At 72.6% G+C, this 15,756-nt stretch carries 15 protein-coding genes and 1 tRNA gene; 5 read left to right on the top strand and 11 right to left on the bottom strand.

Features of this window, described 5'->3' with window-relative positions:
* Window positions 1–28: 28 nt before the first annotated feature.
* Window positions 29–113 (bottom strand) — tRNA-Tyr (locus FS825_RS13275).
* Between the two features lie 138 nt (window positions 114–251).
* On the opposite strand from FS825_RS13275, the gene FS825_RS13270 reads away from it, so the two are divergent.
* Both FS825_RS13270 and cls read left to right on the top strand, forming a co-directional pair.
* Window positions 252–740 (top strand): YajQ family cyclic di-GMP-binding protein, encoded by a 489-nt coding sequence (locus tag FS825_RS13270; protein WP_022906448.1) that lies wholly within the window; start codon window positions 252–254, stop codon window positions 738–740.
* A gap of 16 nt (window positions 741–756) precedes the next feature.
* Window positions 757–2,217 carry a cardiolipin synthase gene (cls, locus tag FS825_RS13265; RefSeq protein WP_144713811.1) on the top strand — a complete coding sequence of 487 codons (1,461 nt, stop codon included), beginning with the start codon at window positions 757–759 and terminating at the stop codon, window positions 2,215–2,217.
* 81 nt (window positions 2,218–2,298) lie between these two features.
* Here the strand turns inward: cls and FS825_RS13260 are convergent, their stop codons facing one another.
* Genes FS825_RS13260 through FS825_RS13245 form a run of 4 tightly spaced genes read right to left on the bottom strand, consistent with a single transcriptional unit; the run spans window position 2,299 to window position 6,790 of the window.
* A complete protein-coding gene (locus FS825_RS13260) occupies window positions 2,299–3,417 on the bottom strand; it encodes a heparan-alpha-glucosaminide N-acetyltransferase domain-containing protein (RefSeq protein ID WP_144713809.1) in 1,119 nt (372 codons plus the stop codon).
* 17 nt (window positions 3,418–3,434) lie between these two features.
* The gene (locus FS825_RS13255) at window positions 3,435–4,835 is read right to left on the bottom strand and encodes an FAD-dependent oxidoreductase (protein ID WP_144713807.1); all 1,401 of its coding nucleotides are present in this window, start codon (window positions 4,833–4,835) and stop codon (window positions 3,435–3,437) included.
* Between the two features lie 51 nt (window positions 4,836–4,886).
* Window positions 4,887–5,966 (bottom strand): polyprenyl synthetase family protein, encoded by a 1,080-nt coding sequence (locus FS825_RS13250; protein WP_144713805.1) that lies wholly within the window; start codon window positions 5,964–5,966, stop codon window positions 4,887–4,889.
* A 32-nt stretch (window positions 5,967–5,998) separates the two neighbouring features.
* Window positions 5,999–6,790, bottom strand: a complete 792-nt coding sequence (locus FS825_RS13245) for a demethylmenaquinone methyltransferase (RefSeq protein ID WP_144713803.1) — start codon at window positions 6,788–6,790, stop codon at window positions 5,999–6,001.
* Between the two features lie 69 nt (window positions 6,791–6,859).
* On the opposite strand from FS825_RS13245, the gene FS825_RS13240 reads away from it, so the two are divergent.
* Entirely contained in the window at window positions 6,860–8,119 is a 1,260-nt protein-coding gene (locus FS825_RS13240) for an isochorismate synthase (protein WP_144713801.1), read from the top strand.
* Between the two features lie 80 nt (window positions 8,120–8,199).
* Here the strand turns inward: FS825_RS13240 and menD are convergent, their stop codons facing one another.
* Both menD and FS825_RS13230 read right to left on the bottom strand, forming a co-directional pair.
* Complete coding sequence (menD, locus tag FS825_RS13235; RefSeq protein ID WP_186377256.1) at window positions 8,200–9,948, bottom strand: 2-succinyl-5-enolpyruvyl-6-hydroxy-3-cyclohexene-1-carboxylic-acid synthase; 1,749 nt, start codon at window positions 9,946–9,948, stop codon at window positions 8,200–8,202.
* Window positions 9,941–10,324: a PLDc N-terminal domain-containing protein gene (locus tag FS825_RS13230; protein ID WP_144713796.1), complete on the bottom strand. Its 384-nt coding sequence runs from the start codon at window positions 10,322–10,324 to the stop codon at window positions 9,941–9,943. The genes menD and FS825_RS13230 overlap by 8 nt, the downstream gene beginning before the upstream one ends.
* A 65-nt stretch (window positions 10,325–10,389) precedes the next feature.
* Here FS825_RS13230 and FS825_RS13225 point away from each other — a divergent pair, with 65 nt between their 5' ends.
* Window positions 10,390–10,713, top strand: a complete 324-nt coding sequence (locus tag FS825_RS13225; protein ID WP_260981173.1) for a DUF4229 domain-containing protein — start codon at window positions 10,390–10,392, stop codon at window positions 10,711–10,713.
* A 41-nt stretch (window positions 10,714–10,754) separates the two neighbouring features.
* Here the strand turns inward: FS825_RS13225 and FS825_RS13220 are convergent, their stop codons facing one another.
* From FS825_RS13220 to FS825_RS13205, 4 genes are all read right to left on the bottom strand, one after another.
* Complete coding sequence (locus FS825_RS13220) at window positions 10,755–11,750, bottom strand: 1,4-dihydroxy-2-naphthoate polyprenyltransferase (protein WP_144713794.1); 996 nt, start codon at window positions 11,748–11,750, stop codon at window positions 10,755–10,757.
* 98 nt (window positions 11,751–11,848) lie between these two features.
* Window positions 11,849–12,991 carry an AMP-binding protein gene (locus FS825_RS13215; protein WP_144713792.1) on the bottom strand — a complete coding sequence of 381 codons (1,143 nt, stop codon included), beginning with the start codon at window positions 12,989–12,991 and terminating at the stop codon, window positions 11,849–11,851.
* Window positions 12,992–13,007: 16 nt separating this feature from the next.
* A complete protein-coding gene (locus tag FS825_RS13210; RefSeq protein WP_144713790.1) occupies window positions 13,008–13,937 on the bottom strand; it encodes a 1,4-dihydroxy-2-naphthoyl-CoA synthase in 930 nt (309 codons plus the stop codon).
* 23 nt (window positions 13,938–13,960) lie between these two features.
* A complete protein-coding gene (locus FS825_RS13205; protein WP_144713788.1) occupies window positions 13,961–14,452 on the bottom strand; it encodes a hypothetical protein in 492 nt (163 codons plus the stop codon).
* A 129-nt stretch (window positions 14,453–14,581) separates the two neighbouring features.
* On the opposite strand from FS825_RS13205, the gene FS825_RS13200 reads away from it, so the two are divergent.
* A complete protein-coding gene (locus tag FS825_RS13200) occupies window positions 14,582–15,571 on the top strand; it encodes an o-succinylbenzoate synthase (protein ID WP_260981172.1) in 990 nt (329 codons plus the stop codon).
* Window positions 15,572–15,756: the final 185 nt, after the last annotated feature.

Genomic DNA, 15,756 nt, shown 5'->3' with positions numbered 1-15,756 from the left:
CGTCCGCAGTGGACGGGGCCGTTCTCGATGGTGGCAAGTGAGGGATTCGAACCCCCGAAGGCTACGCCGGCTGATTTACAGTCAGATCCCTTTGGCCGCTTGGGTAACTTGCCATGCGCGCACCCGGCCCGTGTGATCACCAACCGAAGGCGCGCAAGAAAGCATAGCGGATCCCGGACCGTGGACGTGACCACGGTGACCCGCCCACGGGGGCCGAACCGCGCCTCCCGTCCGCCGTTAGGCTGTCCTCCATGGCAGACAGCTCCTTCGACGTGGTCAGCAAGGTCGACAAGATGGAGGCGGAGAACGCCCTCAACCAGGCCGCCAAGGAGATCGAACAGCGGTACGACTTCAAGGGCGCCGACGCCTCGATCGCGTTCAGCGGCGAGGACGTCCTCATCAAGGCGAACTCCGAAGAGCGCGCGAAGGCCGTCCTCGACGTCCTGCAGAGCAAGGCGATCAAGCGCAACATCAGCCTGAAGAGCCTCGACGCGGGCGACCCCTACCCCTCGGGCAAGGAGTACCGCATCGAGGTGAAGTTCAAGAACGGCATCGAGCAGGACGTCGCGAAGAAGATCGGCGCGTTCCTCCGGGCCAACGCCCCGAAGTCCGTGAAGAACCAGATCCAGGGCGACGAGCTCCGCGTCTCCTCGAAGAGCCGGGACGACCTGCAGAACACGATCCAGCTCCTCAAGGGTGAAGAGTTCGACGTGCCACTGCAGTTCATCAACTTCCGCTGACGCGCCGCCCGCCGCTGTGGAGCACTGGCTCAACGTCGCGATCACGGTCTTCCTGGTCCTGCTGGACCTGGCGATCCGCGTCTTCTCGATCATCTACGTCCCGATCAACCGGAAGCCGCAGACCGCGACCGCCTGGCTGCTCGCGATCTTCCTCATCCCGTACATCGGGTTCATCGTCTTCCTCGTCATCGGGTCCACCAAGCTCCCCCGGGCCCGGCGTGAGAAGCAGACCGAGATCAACGCGTACATCCTCGAGCAGACCGAGGGCATCGAGCGGGTCCGCCGCGACCACCCGTGGCCGCTGTGGCTCGAGAGCATCACGACGCTGAACCGCGAGCTCGGTGCGATGCCCCTGGTCGGCGGCAACTCCGCCGAGCTCTACCCCGACTACGACGAGTCGATCGCCGAGATGACCCGCGCGATCGACCAGTCGCGACGGTTCATCCACGTCGAGTTCTACATCGCCACGATCGACGACACCACGCGCCCGTTCTTCGAGGCGCTCGCCCGGGCCCAGGCCCGCGGGGTCACCGTGCGGTTCCTCCTCGACCACTGGGCCAGCCGCGGCTACCCCGGCTACAAGGACACGCTCGCCTTCATGGACCGCGCCGGCATCGAGTGGCACCTCATGCTCCCGCTGCTGCCGTTCCAGGGGAAGTTCCAGCGGCCCGACCTCCGCAACCACCGGAAGATCATGGTCGTCGACGGCTCGGTCGCGTTCACCGGCTCCCAGAACCTCATCGACAAGTCCTACGACCTCAAGGCGCACATCGAGAAGGGCATGGTCTATAAGGACCTGTTCGCCCGGTTCGAGGGGCCGGTGGTGGCCGGCCTCAACGCGCTGTTCGTGACCGACTGGTACAGCGAGACCGACGAGCTCCTCCTCCGCGAGAGCGACCCCGTGCAGCGAGCCGACCGCGGGGACGCGCTGGACTGCCAGGTGGTGCCGTCCGGGCCGGGCTTCGACGGCGAGAACAACCTGCGCCTCTTCAACGCCCTGCTGTACTCGGCGCAGCAGAAGGTGTCGATCACCTCGCCGTACTTCGTCCCCGACGACTCGATGCTCTACGCGATCACCACGACGGCCCAGCGCGGGGTCGAGGTCGAGCTCTTCGTCGGTGAGATGGGCGACCACGCGATGACGTGGCACGCGCAGCGGTCCTACTACGAGGGGCTCCTCCGGGCCGGCGTGAAGATCTGGCTGTACCGCGCGCCGACGATCCTGCACGCGAAGCACTTCACGATCGACGACGAGGTGTCGGTGATCGGGTCGAGCAACATGGACATGCGCTCGTTCAGCCTCAACCTCGAGGTGTCCGTGATGGTGCGCGGCCACCGCTTCGTCGACGCCCTGCGCGGGGTGCAGGCGGCGTACAAGGAGCACAGCTTCGAACTCACGTTGGACGCGTGGCTGGACCGGCCGCGTCGGTCCCAGGTGCTCGACAACGCCGCGCGGCTCACGGCGGCGCTGCAGTAGCGGCGGGCGGACGGGAGGCGCGGGTCGTCCCCGTCCCGCGCGTCACGATCTGCGATCGGTCAGGAGGCGCGGGGCGCCTCGTCAGCGCACGTCCGGCACCAGCCGGGTGAGCCGGGCGGTCAGCCGTTCCAGTGGCCCGCGCCCGAGGAACGTGCGCCACGTCATCGCGGACAGGACCGAGCCGACCGCGAAGCACCACCACGCCACCCCGGAGTCGGGGAACCCGGGCAGCAACGCGAGCACGACGATGTGCCCCGCGTACACCGACAGCGGCATGGACCCGGTCGCGGCCAGGGGGAACGCGACGCGACGGAGCGTGCGACCACGACCGTCGAACACCAGGGTGCAGAGCGCGATGACGGCGACCGCGACCCCCGCGGTGCCGACGACGTCGACGATCGACGACGAGTGGTCCCGTGGCGACAGGAACAGCTGCGCGACGGCTTCGGACGGTGTGCTCCCCTCCCCCGCGAACGGCAGCCCGGGGAACGCCTTCGCGGCGTCGACCGGTACCGGTGCCAGCGTGTTCCCGACGGCGTAGGCCGCGGCGGCGACCACGGCACCGACCGCGAGGAGCCCGACCTGGACACGGCGTGCGCCCAGACCGCCCCTGGCGACCGCGAGCCCGACGAGGACGTACGCCAGGAACGTGACCACGGGGTAGACGAGACCGAGCTGGGCCTCCCACAGCCCGGCGTCACCGTACAGCGGGACGACCGCGAGCGCGGCGACGGGCGAGACCACCGCGCAGCCCCCGGCCAGCACGAGGAGCCACCGGGCGCGCACCCGCAGCACCGGGATGACGAGGAGGAACAGCGCGCCGTACGTCGGGAGGATCACGTACACCGGCGTCTGCAGCGCCATGAGGAGCAGGCCGAGGGCGATCACCACGGCGGCCCGCACGGCGAGCCGCCCGCGGATGCGCCCGATCTCCGGTGGTCCCGGCGGCGTGCTCCGTCCGCTGGTCAGCCCGATCGACACCCCGGCGAGGACCGCGAACAGCGACGACGGGCGGCCGTTCGCGACCGCGGCCCAGGTGCCCGGGTCCGACCATTCGACCTGGTCGGCGATCCCGCCGACGTGGGCCGCCATCATGCCGAGGAGGGCGAGTGCCCGGGCGACGTCGACACCCTCGAGTCGTCCCCCGGGAACGGCCGCGCCCCGCACCGCGGTGGGCGGTGCGGGGCGTGCTGTCGACATGCGGTGCGCCCGGACGGTCAGCTCGTGCGGGAGGAGGCGGCGTCGGCCCCGGCCCGGGGTGCGGCGTTCCCGAGGGACACGTCGACCATCTCGTCGCGCGGCACGACCTTGATCCGCTCGCGCCCCTCGGCCGCGCCGAGGGCGAGCTCGTGCGCGTCGAGGTTGTGCCAGCCGTCGAGGTCCGTGTACTGCACGCCGCGCTCGGCGAGGAGGGCCGGGATCGCCCCCTCGGACGGGTCCGCCGGGGTCCACCAGCTGGCCTGGTCGTTCACGATGTGCTGCACGGTCTCCATCGCGTCGGACTTCGTGTGCCCGATGAGGCCGATCGGACCGCGCTTGATCCACCCGGTTGCGTAGACGCCGGGGATCTGCTGGTTGTCGTCGTCGAGGACCTGGCCCTCGTGGTTCGGGATGACGCCGTGGCGCTCGTCGAACGGGACGCCCGGCAGCGGCGAGCCGAAGTAGCCGACGGCGCGGTAGACGGCCTGGACCGGGATCTCGCGGATCTCGCCCGTGCCCTCGACACCGCCCTGGCCGTTCGGGCGGGTGCGCTCGTACCGGATCGCGGCGACCCGGCCGTGGTCGTCGCCGACGAACTCGAGGGGCTTCGCGTAGAAGTGCAGGTGCAGTCGACGGCTCGCCTGACCCGTCTCGCGCGTGCGCCACTGTTCGAGCACGCGGTTCATCACCATGACCTGCTTGTTCGTGGCGATGGCGGTCTTCGAGGCCTCGTCGTGGTCGAAGTCCTCGTCGGCGACGATCATGTCGACGTCCCGGAGCTCGCCGAGTTCGCGGAGCTCGAGCGGCGTGAACTTCACCTGCGCGGGGCCGCGGCGGCCGAACACGTGCACGTCGGTGACCGGCGAGGCCTTGAGCCCCTCGTACACGTTCGCGGGGATCTCGGTCGGCAGGAGGTCGTCGGCGTGCTTCGCGAGGATCCGGGACACGTCGAGGGCGACGTTCCCGTTGCCGATCACCGCCACGCTCGAGGCGTCGAGCGGCCAGGTGCGCGGCACGTCCGGGTGGCCGTCGAACCAGCTGACGAACTCGGCGGCGCCGTACGACCCCTCGAGCTCGACGCCCGGGACGTCGAGGTCGGCGTCCTTGATCGCCCCGGTCGAGAACACCACGGCGTGGTAGTGCTGCTTGAGGTCGTCGAGGGTGATGTCCTCGCCGAAGCGGACGTTGCCGAACAGGCGGACGACGCCGCGGTCGAGGACGTCGCGGAGGGCGTTGATGATGCCCTTGATGCGGGGGTGGTCCGGGGCCACGCCGTACCGGACCAGGCCGTAGGGGGCGGGGAGCTGCTCGAACAGGTCGATCGACACGTCGTGGCCGTGGGCCTCGCGCAGCAGGATGTCCGCGGCGTAGATGCCGGCGGGGCCGGCGCCGACGATGGCGACTCGGAGGGTGGGCACTGATCGTCTCCAGGTTTCGTTCGGGTCGAGCGGCTCGGGTCCGATCGTGGTCTAGCGGCTGCGTTCCACCACGGACTCGGCGAACCGGATGAGGGCTCGCTTGACCGTGCCGTCCGGCAGGGGTGCGAGGGCGTCCACGGCTTCCGTCGCCCAGCGGACCGCGACGGCACGGGTGGCGGCGGTGGCCTCGTGCTCGCGCAGGGCGGCCACGGCGGACTGGTACGGCCGGGAGTCGACCACGTCGTCGGGCGCTGCGTTGACGTCACGCTCGATGCGGCCGAGCAGGTCGACCGCGTCGGGCGCCCCGGTCGCGGCGAGGCGCTTGAGCTGCAGCAGCGGGAGCGTGTCGACGCCGGCTCGGAGGTCGTTGCCGGCGATCTTGCCGGTCTTGTCCTTCGCCGGCGCGAGGTCGATGACGTCGTCGACGAGCTGGAAGGCCACCCCGACCTTCTCGCCGAAGGTGCCGACGGCGTCGAGGTAGGAGCGGTCGGCGCCGGAGAACATCACGCCCGCGCGGGCGGCGGTCGCGATGAGCGAACCGGTCTTGTCGCTGAGCACCTGGATGTAGTGCTCGACCGGGTCGTCCTCGGGCTGGGGGCCGGTGGTCTCGTGGAGCTGCCCCATGCAGAGGCGCTGGAACGTCTCGGCCTGCATCCGGATGCCCTCGGTGCCGAGGTCCGCGGTGATGAGGCTGGCGCGGGCGAACAGCAGGTCACCGGTGAGGATCGCGACGTTGTTGCCGTACGTCACGTGCGCCGCCGGGACCCCGCGTCGGACGGGCGCTTCGTCCATGACGTCGTCGTGGTAGAGCGAGGCCAGGTGGGTGGTCTCGATGCTCACTGCGGCCTTGACCACGGCGTCGGTCACACCGTCGCCGAGCTGCGCGATGAGGAGCGTCAGTGTCGGGCGGATCCGCTTGCCACCGGCGGAGAGCAGGTACCGGCTCGTCGTGTCGGCGAGGGTGTCGGTGGACCGCATCGCGTCTTCGAGGCCATGCTCGACGAGCTCGAGCCCGTCGTCGACGGCCGAGATGAACCGGCGTTCGGCGGGCGTGGCGAACAGTCGCTCGCCGATGCCCAGCGACGCGCGGAGACTCGGTGCACGACGTGCGACCGGGACGCTCGGATTCAAGTGCTGCTCCGTGTTCGGGGATGGAGGACCGGTCAGGCGTCCGTCGGGTCGACGCTGGGCTGCTCGCCGGTGTGCTGGTGCTCGCGCCGGGCCTTCGCGCGACGGGCGACGGACTCGCGGACCGGGCCCGCGACGGGCTTGCGACCACGGTGCAGTGCGACGATACCGGCCGTGAGGTTCCGGTAGGCGACGACCGAGAACCCCACGCCGCGGAGCCACTGGCTGAGGACCTGCTGGTCGGGCCAGGCCTCGATCGACTCGGCGAGGTAGCGGTAGGCGGCGGGGTTGCTGCTCGACAGCCGCGCGACCCCGGGCAGCACGCGCTTGAGGTAGGTGCCGTAGCCGAACCGGAGCAGGGCGAGCGGCGGGGTGGAGAACTCGCAGATGACGACCCGGCCGCCGGGCTTGAGGACGCGGAGCATCTCGCCGAGGGCCTGCATCGGGTCGTTCACGTTGCGGAGACCGAACGAGATCGAGACGGCGTCGAACGTGTCGTCGTCGAAGGGCAGCTGCTCGGCGTCGCCCTCGACGAAGGTGATCTCGGGGTGGCGTTCCCGGCCGACGGCGATCATCCCCGCGGAGAGGTCGAGCGCCGTGACGTCGGCGCCCTTCTTCGCGAAGGCCGCGGCGCTCGTGCCGGTCCCGGCGGCGATGTCCAGCACCTTCTCGCCGGGCTGGGGGTCGACCGCGCGGACCGTCGCGACACGCCACAGCGGAGCGTTGCCCGCCGAGAGGATGTCGTTGGTGAGGTCGTACTTCGCGGCGACGTCGTCGAACATGGCCGCCACCTCGTCCGGCCGCTTGTTCAGGTCCGCTCTGCTCACCCACAACATCCTAGAGGTCCCGGCCGGACGTTCCCCGGGCCACACTCCGCAGCGCGTACGATCGCTGGAGTGACCCGAACCACCACGGCGGCCCCTCCGCTGACGGTCTCGACCCGGATCCTCGACGATCCGGGCGCCGTCCTCCGCCACACCCTCCGGGACAGCCCGCTCGCGTTCGTCCGGAACGGCGACGGCATCGTCGGCATCGGCGAGGCCGTGCGGTACACGTTCAGCGGGCCGGAGCGGATGCGCGAGGCCTCGGCCGTCTGGCGGACCCTGGTGCAGGACGCCGTGGTCGACGACCCCGTGCAGCTCCGCGGCACCGGGCTCGTGGCGTTCGGCGCGTTCACGTTCGCCGACGACTCCGCCGAGACGAGCGTCCTCATCGTCCCGCGCGTCGTGATCGGTCGGCGCCGCGGCAAGGCGTGGCTCACCGCGGTGGACACCACCCCGGACCCCGAGCCGTTGGCCTTCAGCCGCACCTCGGTCCCGGTGCCCCGCGTCGGCCCGCACGTCTCGGTGGCGCTCGGCCCCGGCCGGATCGACGCCGACGCGTACGCCGCGCGGGTCGCCGACGCCGTGCGCCGGATCGCGGCGGGCGACGCCGAGAAGGTCGTCCTCGCGCGCGACCTCGTCGGGGAACTGCCCGCCGGCGCCGACCTCCGCGCGGTCCTCCTGGACCTCGCCGACACCTACCCGCAGTGCGTCACCTTCGCGGTCGACGGACTCGTCGGCGCGACCCCCGAGACGCTCGCCCGGACCGACGGCACGCGGCTCTCGGCGCGGGTGCTCGCCGGCAGCGCGGCACGCGGCACCGACCCCGTGTCCGACCGTGCCGCAGCCGAGGCCCTCGCCGCGAGCGCGAAGGACGTCGAGGAGCACGGCTTCGCGATCCAGAGCCTCCTCGCGGCCCTCCGCCCGATCGCCTCCGACCTGCGAGCCGACCCGGAGCCGTTCCGGCTGCAGCTGCCGAATCTCTGGCACCTCGCGACGGACGTCCAGGCGACCCTGCCGGCCGGCACCACCTCCCTCGACGTCGCCGATGCCCTCCACCCGACCGCGGCGGTCGCGGGCACCCCGACCGACGTCGCCGTCCGGCTCGTCGCCGAACTCGAGGGCGCGGACCGCGGTCGCTACGCGGGGCCCGTCGGGTGGCTCGGGGCGAACGGGGACGGCGAGTGGATGCTCGCGCTCCGGAGCGCTCAGGTCACGGACGACGGCCGGGTGCGGGCGTGGGCCGGCGCCGGCATCGTCGCCGGATCGGAGCCAGCGCGCGAGGTCGCCGAGACCGCGCTGAAGTTCCGGCCGATCGCGGACGCGCTCGCCTGAGCGGACACGGCCGCGTGGTCCTTGCCCGGCCACGTGCCGGACGGGAGGCGCGGTGCGGTCCCGCCCCGCGCCTCCAGGCCTCAGTCGGCCAGCGGCACCTCGATGACCACACGCTCCGCCGGGTCCGTGAGGACCCGTTCCAGGTCCCCCCAGGTCGCCGCGCGCCGGTACTCCCAGCCGAGCCCGGTGACCACGCGCTCGACGTCGACCTGCTGCGGTGTGGTCATCATCCGGCGCATGTCCGCCTCGGGCGTCGTCGCTGCGACCTCGAGCCCGCGGAAGATCGCTCCACCCGCGTCGTTCCCGACCACCACCTGCACCCGGTGGCGGGGTTCCTCGGTGCCCGTGACGAACGCCCCGAGGTCGTGCAGGAACGTCAGGTCGCCGAGCAGCACGCGCGTGGTGCCGACCGACGCCGAGGAGCGTTCGAGTGCCGCGGCGATGCCGAGCGCGGTCGACACGGTGCCGTCGATGCCGGCGAGCCCTCGGTTGGCGTGCACGCGGATCGCCTTGCCGGCGACGTGGCCGTCGGCGACGCGGATGATCTGCGAGGCGCCGAGCACGAGGCGGTCGTGCGGCCAGTTCGCACCCCACACCGCGTCGGCCAGCATGGCGCGGTCGACCGGTCGACGGCGCAGCGCGACCTCGTCGCGGAGGAACTTGTTGCGCTCGGCACGGTCGGCGGAGCGCTTCGCGTCGAGGTCCGGGCCGGCGTCGCCGTCACCGAGCAGCGCGCGGCTCGTCACCACCCAACGACCGACCCACGCACGGTGCTCGGGTCGGGTCCGGCCCGTCACGCGGACGTCGGACACGAACGTCGTCGTGGCGTCCGGGTTCGAGGCGCGAGCCGGGTCGAACGGGTCGGCCCCGGGTCCGCGGACCACGATGGTCTCGACGTCGGCGCGTTGCAGGAGCGCGGGGACCTCCCGGCTGAGGGTCGGGTGGCCGAGCACGACGGCGCGGCGCACCGCCCCGCCGAAGTCGGGGTCGCGGAGGAGTTCGCGGTAGGCCACGACGAGGTTCCGCCCGAAGCGCGCACCGCTCGACACCTCGGCGATGAGCGGCGCACCGAGCTCCCACGCGATCCGCTCGGCGTCCGGCCCGGCGTCGTGCCCCGCGATGACGACCGTCGCGGGCTCGTCGTCCGGGGTCAGCTCGAGCACGGGCAGCCCCGAGTGCACGCGGCGTGCCGCGAAGGCGAGGTCGACCTCGTCGTCGGGCACCCCCTGGACGTCGTCGTCGCCGAGCCCGGCGGAGAGGGGCTCGCGGAACGCGACGTTGAGCTGCACCGGTCCGGGTTGCCCCTCGTGCCCGGCGGCTGCTGCGACGGCCTGCCGGACGAGGGTCCGGACCGTGTCCCGCGTGCTCGCGTCGACACCGTGCGCGCTCGGCGCCTCGACGTCCCGGACGAACGGGACGGCGGCGCCGAAGATCCCCGGCTGGACGGTGGTCTGGTTGCTCCCGATCCCGCGGAGCTCGTCGGGGCGGTCGGCGCTCACGACGATCATCGGGACACCGGAGTGGTGCGCTTCGAGCACAGCGGGGTGCAGGTTCGCGACGGCGGTCCCGGAGGTGGTGACGACCGCCGCCGGACGTCCGGACTCGACCGCGAGCCCGAGCGCGAAGAACCCGGCGGTGCGCTCGTCGAGCCGGACGTGCACGGTGGTCCCACCCGCGCGTTCGAGGGCGACCGCCGCCAGGGCGAGGGCCTGCGACCGCGAGCCGGGGCTCACCACGACGTCGGTCACGCCGGCGCGAGCGAGCTCACCGAGGAGCGCGAGGGCGAAGTCGGTCGCCGGGCTGCCGGAACCCGCTGGACCGTCAGCGATCGGCGCGGCCGTCGTCGTCGGGACGGCGGTCTCGGTCCCGGTCGCGTTCGCGGAACTGCTGTTCGAGGTCTCGGAGGGTCTCGTCGTCCTGGTCCTTGTCCGTGCGGTGCCGCTCGGGGCCGTGTGGGCCGCCGAGGAAGTCCGGGTCGTCTTCGGGACCACGGTACCCGGAGCCACCGCCGGGTTCGGTCGCCGGTGCGCGTCCGAGCACGTACCAGAGCACGGCGCCGAGGACGGGCAGCACGATCACGAGGAGCACCCAGACGCCACGGCTGAGGGAACGGACACGTGCGCGGGGCATGGTCGCGCAGTCGATCACCGCGTACACCGTGAACGCCACGGCGGCCACGACGACGATCAACCACAGTCGGACCATGGCGGGGAGTCTAGGTCGCGAGGCTGTGGGGCCGCTGCCCGTCTTCGCTTCCGTAGACTCGCAGGGTGAAAGCGTGGCTCGTGTACACCCTGGCCCGCCTCGGCATCTTCGCCGCGGCGGCCGTCCTCCTGCTCCTGACGCCGCTGAAGTGGTACTGGGCGGTCATCCTGGCGGCGCTCATCGGCCTGCTGGTCTCCTACATCGCGCTGCCCAAGCTGCGCGCCGAGGTGACCTCGAGCCTCGCGAACCGGCGCGGGAAGCCCGAGCACGACGTCGACACCGACTTCGAGGACGACTTCGTCGACGCGGCCGACTCCGACGCCCCCGCCCCTCGGCCGGTGTCCGACGCCGACCGGCACGCCTCCCGCCGCGAGCACGACGAGGACTGAGCGCGCTCCGTCGCGTCCGCTCCGACGAGCGGTCGCGTCCGCTAGGGCTGGATCGCCAGCGTCACGCCGAGCACGACGCCGAACACGAGCGACGCGAACGACGACAGCTGCAGCGCCGTGATGAGCTCACGCGGCTTCCGCGACGACACCCCGATCGCCAGCGCCGGCAGCGCCAGCAGCAGCGAGAAGTACGTGAAGCCCGTCCGGAAGTACAGCAGCACGAACCAGAGCAGCACCACGTACGGCAGCATCAGGAACAGGCCGTAGAGCACCCGGGCGACCGGGCGACCCACCACGACCGCGAGGGTGCGCTTGCCGGCGAGCCGGTCCTCGTCGATGTCGCGGATGTTGTTCACCATGAGGACCGCGCAGGCGAAGAAGCCCGCGGCGACCGCGGCCGCCCAGCCGCTCATCGTGGCCTGGCGGATGAGGACGAACTCGGTGCCGAGCACCGCGACGAGGCCGAAGAACACGAACACGAAGACCTCGCCCAGCGCGTTGTACCCGTAGGGCTTCTTGCCGCCGGTGTAGAACCACGCGGCGACGATCGCGGCAGCCCCCACGATGAGCAGCCACCACAGCTGCGTGAGCACCACGATGACGATGCCCGCCACCGCCGCGAGGCCGAAGAACGTCAGCGCGACGGTCAGCACGATCCGGGGCTTCGCGAGCCCGGCGCCGGTGAGCCGCGCCGGACCGACACGGAACTCGTCGGTCCCGCGCACCCCGTCGGAGTAGTCGTTGCTGTAGTTCACGCCGATCTGCAGGAACAGCGCGACCGCGAGCGCCAGGATCGCGATCGTGAGGTGGTGGCCCTTCCCGAGGAAGTCGCCGAAGTCGCCCGGGTTCCCGCTGTCCACGAACGCCACCGTCGTGCCCATGACGACGGGGACGACGCCGAGTGTCAGGGTGCGGAGGCGAGCCCCGCCGATCCAGTCGCGGGCTGTCGCCCGGCGCTTCGTGCGCTGCGGAGCCGCGGCCTTCGCCGGGTTGCCGGAGCGGGGCTTGGACCGGTTCGTGTTCTTCGTGCGTGCCACGACCGTCCATGCTAACGGCGTCGGCCATGCGCCCGGTACGGCCGAGCAGTGGATCGGACGGGAGGCGCGGCTCGCCCCCGCCGCTCGGCCGACGTCCGTCAGCGGGTCGCGTCGCGGTCCGCGAGGGCTCGGACCGCCAGGCGGTCCGGTTTGCCGGACGCCAGCATCGGGACGCGTTCGACGAGGACGACGGCGGCCGGCCGTGCCGCTCGACCGAGTGCGTCCCCGACGGCGGCGCGCGCGACCGCGAGGTCGAGCGGCCGGTCCGTCACGACGACGGGCACCTCGCCCCACTCCCCCGACGGCCGCCGGGTGACGACGGCGCGGTCCTGCCCGGGGAGCGCGCGGACGACCCGCTCGACCGCCCCGAGCGGGACCTTCTCGCCGCCGGAGATCACGACGTCGTCGAGCCGGCCGAGCACGCGGACGGTGCCGTCGACCACCTCGGCGGTGTCGCCCGTGCGGTACCACCGGAGGCCGTCCCGCTCCACGAACGTCGCCGCGGTGCGCTCGTCGTCGCCCAGGTACCCCTCGGCCAGCATCGGCCCGGACAGGAACAGCTCGCCGTCGACGACCTCGGTCCGCACCGTGCCGAACGGGACACCGTCGTACACGCACCCGCCGCTGGTCTCGCTCGCGCCGTACGTCGTGACGACCGGGACGCCAGCGGCCCGCGCACGGTCACGGAGCGGCGCCGGCGTGGCCTGCCCGCCGACGAGGACGGCGTCGAAGCCGGCCAGTGCCGCGGTCGCCCGCTCGTCGTCGAGGACGCGGGCGAGCTGCACGGGGACCAGCGACGTGTACCGGCGCGGCGCCCCCGGGCCCGTGACGAGCCGGTCGGCGGCGTCCGCGAAGGCCGTCGCGTCGAAGTGCCCCGGCGGCAGCACGACCGGCGACGTCCCCGCGGCGATCGAGCGGGTGAGGACGTTGAGCCCGGCGATGTAGTGCGTCGGGAGCGCGAGCACCCAGCCACCAGGGCCGCCGAGTGCCGCGTCCGCCGCGGCAGCACCGGCGAGGAGCGCCTCGGAGGAGAGCGCCACGCGCTTGCCGGTGCCGGTGGACCCGCTCGTCTCGACCACCAGGGCGACCCGCTGCGGGACGTCGGCCGGAGCCGGGGTCGGCAGCGCCGGAGCGCCGTCCGCGACGGGGAGCAGCGCGGGGCCGCCGGCGAGTGCCGCCTCCAGTCCGCGCAGCACTGCCAGCGGATCCGACGCGCTCAGCGCGACCAGGGGACGCGTCATCAGCGCTGCCCGGCCGTCAGTAGTGCCAGGGGAACGACGTCCACTCGGGCGCGCGCTTCTCGAGGAAGGAGTCGCGTCCTTCGACGGCCTCGTCGGTGCCGTAGGCGAGCCGCGTGGCCTCGCCCGCGAACACCTGCTGGCCGACCATGCCGTCGTCCACCGCGTTGAAGGCGTACTTGAGCATCCGGATCGCCGTCGGTGACTTGCCGAGGACGATCTCGCCCCAGCGGATCGCCTCACGCTCGAGGTCCGCGTGCGGCACGACCGCGTTCACGGCACCCATCTCGTACGCGCGCTGCGCTGAGTACTCCTGCGCGAGGAAGAAGACCTCCCTGGCGAACTTCTGCCCGATCTGCTTCGCGTAGTAGGCGCTGCCGTACCCGCCGTCGAACGAGCCGACGTCGGCGTCGGTCTGCTTGAACTTCCCGTGCTCCGCGCTCGCGATCGTGAGGTCGCAGATCGCGTGCAACGAGTGACCGCCGCCGGCCGCCCAACCCGGGACGACCGCGATGACGACCTTCGGCATCATCCGGATGAGGCGCTGCACCTCGAGGATGTGCAGGCGGCCCATCGAGGCCTCGGCTGCCGCGGGGTCGATGCCCTCGGGCGGGGCACCGTCGTCGCCGACGTACTGGTAGCCGCTCCGCCCGCGGATGCGCTGGTCGCCGCCGGAGCAGAACGCCCACCCGCCGTCCTTCGGGCTCGGGCCGTTGCCGGTGAGCAGGACGACGCCGACGCGGGGGTCCTGCCGGGCGTCGTCGAGCGCACGGTACAGCTCGTCGACCGTGCGAGGACGGAACGCGTTCCGGACCTCTGGACGGTCGAACGCGACCCGGACGATGCCGTGCGAGACGTGCTTGTGGTACGTGATGTCGGTGAACTGCTCCGCGATCGGAGCCGCGGTCCAGACGTCGGGGTCGAACAGGTCGGAGACGGGAGCAGCCATGCCCCAACGCTACCGCCGCGGGATCAGAGGCCCGTGCTGCCCGACGCCGCGGAGCCGCCCATGTCGGTCAGGACCTCGGGGGCGACCATCACGAGCAGGACGATGAGGATCACCGGGTTCGCGAAGAAGGCCACCACGACGCCGATCGCGCCGTACCAGCGGCCGAACGAGCCGACGGCAGCGACGAAGCCGAGCACCGCGGCGATGAGGGTGAGGAACACCACCACGAAGCAGATGCCGAACGCGAAGTCGGTGTCGCCGCCCATGAACACCGCGAAGGCGCTCGCGTCGACCGCGGCCGAGACCACCGCGAGGCCGAGGGCGATCTTGCCGACCACCGGGTTGCGCTTCTTGCGGCCGCGCTGGGCTTGCTCGCGGACGTCGACCGTGCCGCGCTGCAGGAGTCGGGCGAACTCGTCGGTGTCGCGGCCGGGGGCTGCGCGGTTCTTCGTCTTGCTCGCGGATGCGGGTGCGGCGGATCGCTGCGACGCACGCTGTTGCGGTTCCCGCGCCACCGAGCCTCCCTCGTTCCGCTGTCCACCCTCGAGCCGGCCGTGGCCGACCGATGCATGCTAATGCCCGGCCCTGGCGGTCGGCTCCGAGGAACCGGGAGGTGGCCTGGGTACGACTGCGATGATGGGTCGGTGCCCCCCGAACTCCCCGGCCTTCCCGACCTCCTCGCGGACGCGCACGTCGTGGCGCTGCCGATGCGGGTGCGCTTCCGGGGCATCACCGTGCGGGAAGCCGTCGTCCTCCGCGGACCGTCCGGCTGGACCGAGTTCTCCCCCTTCGTCGAGTACGACGACGCCGAGGCCGCCGCGTGGCTCCGGGCAACGATCGACTTCGGCTGGGGATCGCACGTCCCCGCCGCCGACTCCGTACCCGTGAACGCCACGGTGCCGGCCATAGCCCCGGGCGAGGTCGCCGCGCTCCTCGCCCGCTACCCGGGCTGCACCACCGCCAAGGTCAAGGTCGCCGAACCGGGCACGACCATCGACGACGACGTCGCCCGGGTCACCGAGGTCCGGCGGGTAATGGGCCCCGACGCCGCCGTCCGGGTGGACGCCAACGGCCTGTGGTCCGTGGACCAGGCCGTGACCGCGCTCGAACGGCTCGCCCCGCTCGGTCTGCAGTACGCCGAACAGCCCTGCCGGACCGTGCCGGAGCTCGCGTCGCTGCGGTCCCGCACCGCCGGGCTCGGCGTGCCGATCGCCGCGGACGAGAGCGTGCGGAAGGCCTCGGACCCGCTCGCCGTCGCCCGGGCCGGTGCCGCGGACGTGCTCGTCGTGAAGGCGCAGCCCCTCGGGGGGATCTCCGCTGCGCGGGCGATCGTCGCCGAGGCCGGCCTGCCCTGCGTGGTGTCGAGCGCCCTCGACACGTCGGTGGGTCTCGGGATGGGGGCGTTCCTCGCCGCGTCGGCGATGAGCCCGGGGTACGCCGCGGGCCTCGGGACGGCGGCGATGTTCGAGGCCGACGTGACGTCCGCGCCCCTCCTGCCGGTCGACGGCCGGGTTCCGGTGCGGCGGGTCGAGGTGTCGCGGGACCTGCTCGCGCGGCACGCGGCGTCGCCGGAGCGCACCGCGTGGTGGACGGCGCGGCTCGAGCGCGTGCACGCGCTCCTCGCCGGCGCCTGAGCGCCGTCCCCCGCCGCGCCGCCGCCGCGCCGTCGCCGCCGCGCCCGCCGAGCGGGCACAACACGCCGCTCAGTTCCGCCGAGCGGGCGAACCCGGCCGCCCGCGGCCGCCGAGCGGGCCACAACGTGCCCTCTCGGCGACGTCGCCCGCGCGCGCCGCGCGGCCGGCCGCAGCCGGCGCGCGCC

This window comes from Curtobacterium pusillum (assembly GCF_007680845.1).
Classification (GTDB): Bacteria; Actinomycetota; Actinomycetes; order Actinomycetales; family Microbacteriaceae; genus Curtobacterium; species Curtobacterium pusillum_B.
Note: the sequence above shows the minus strand (reverse complement) of the source record. Positions and strands in the feature narration are given on the sequence as shown.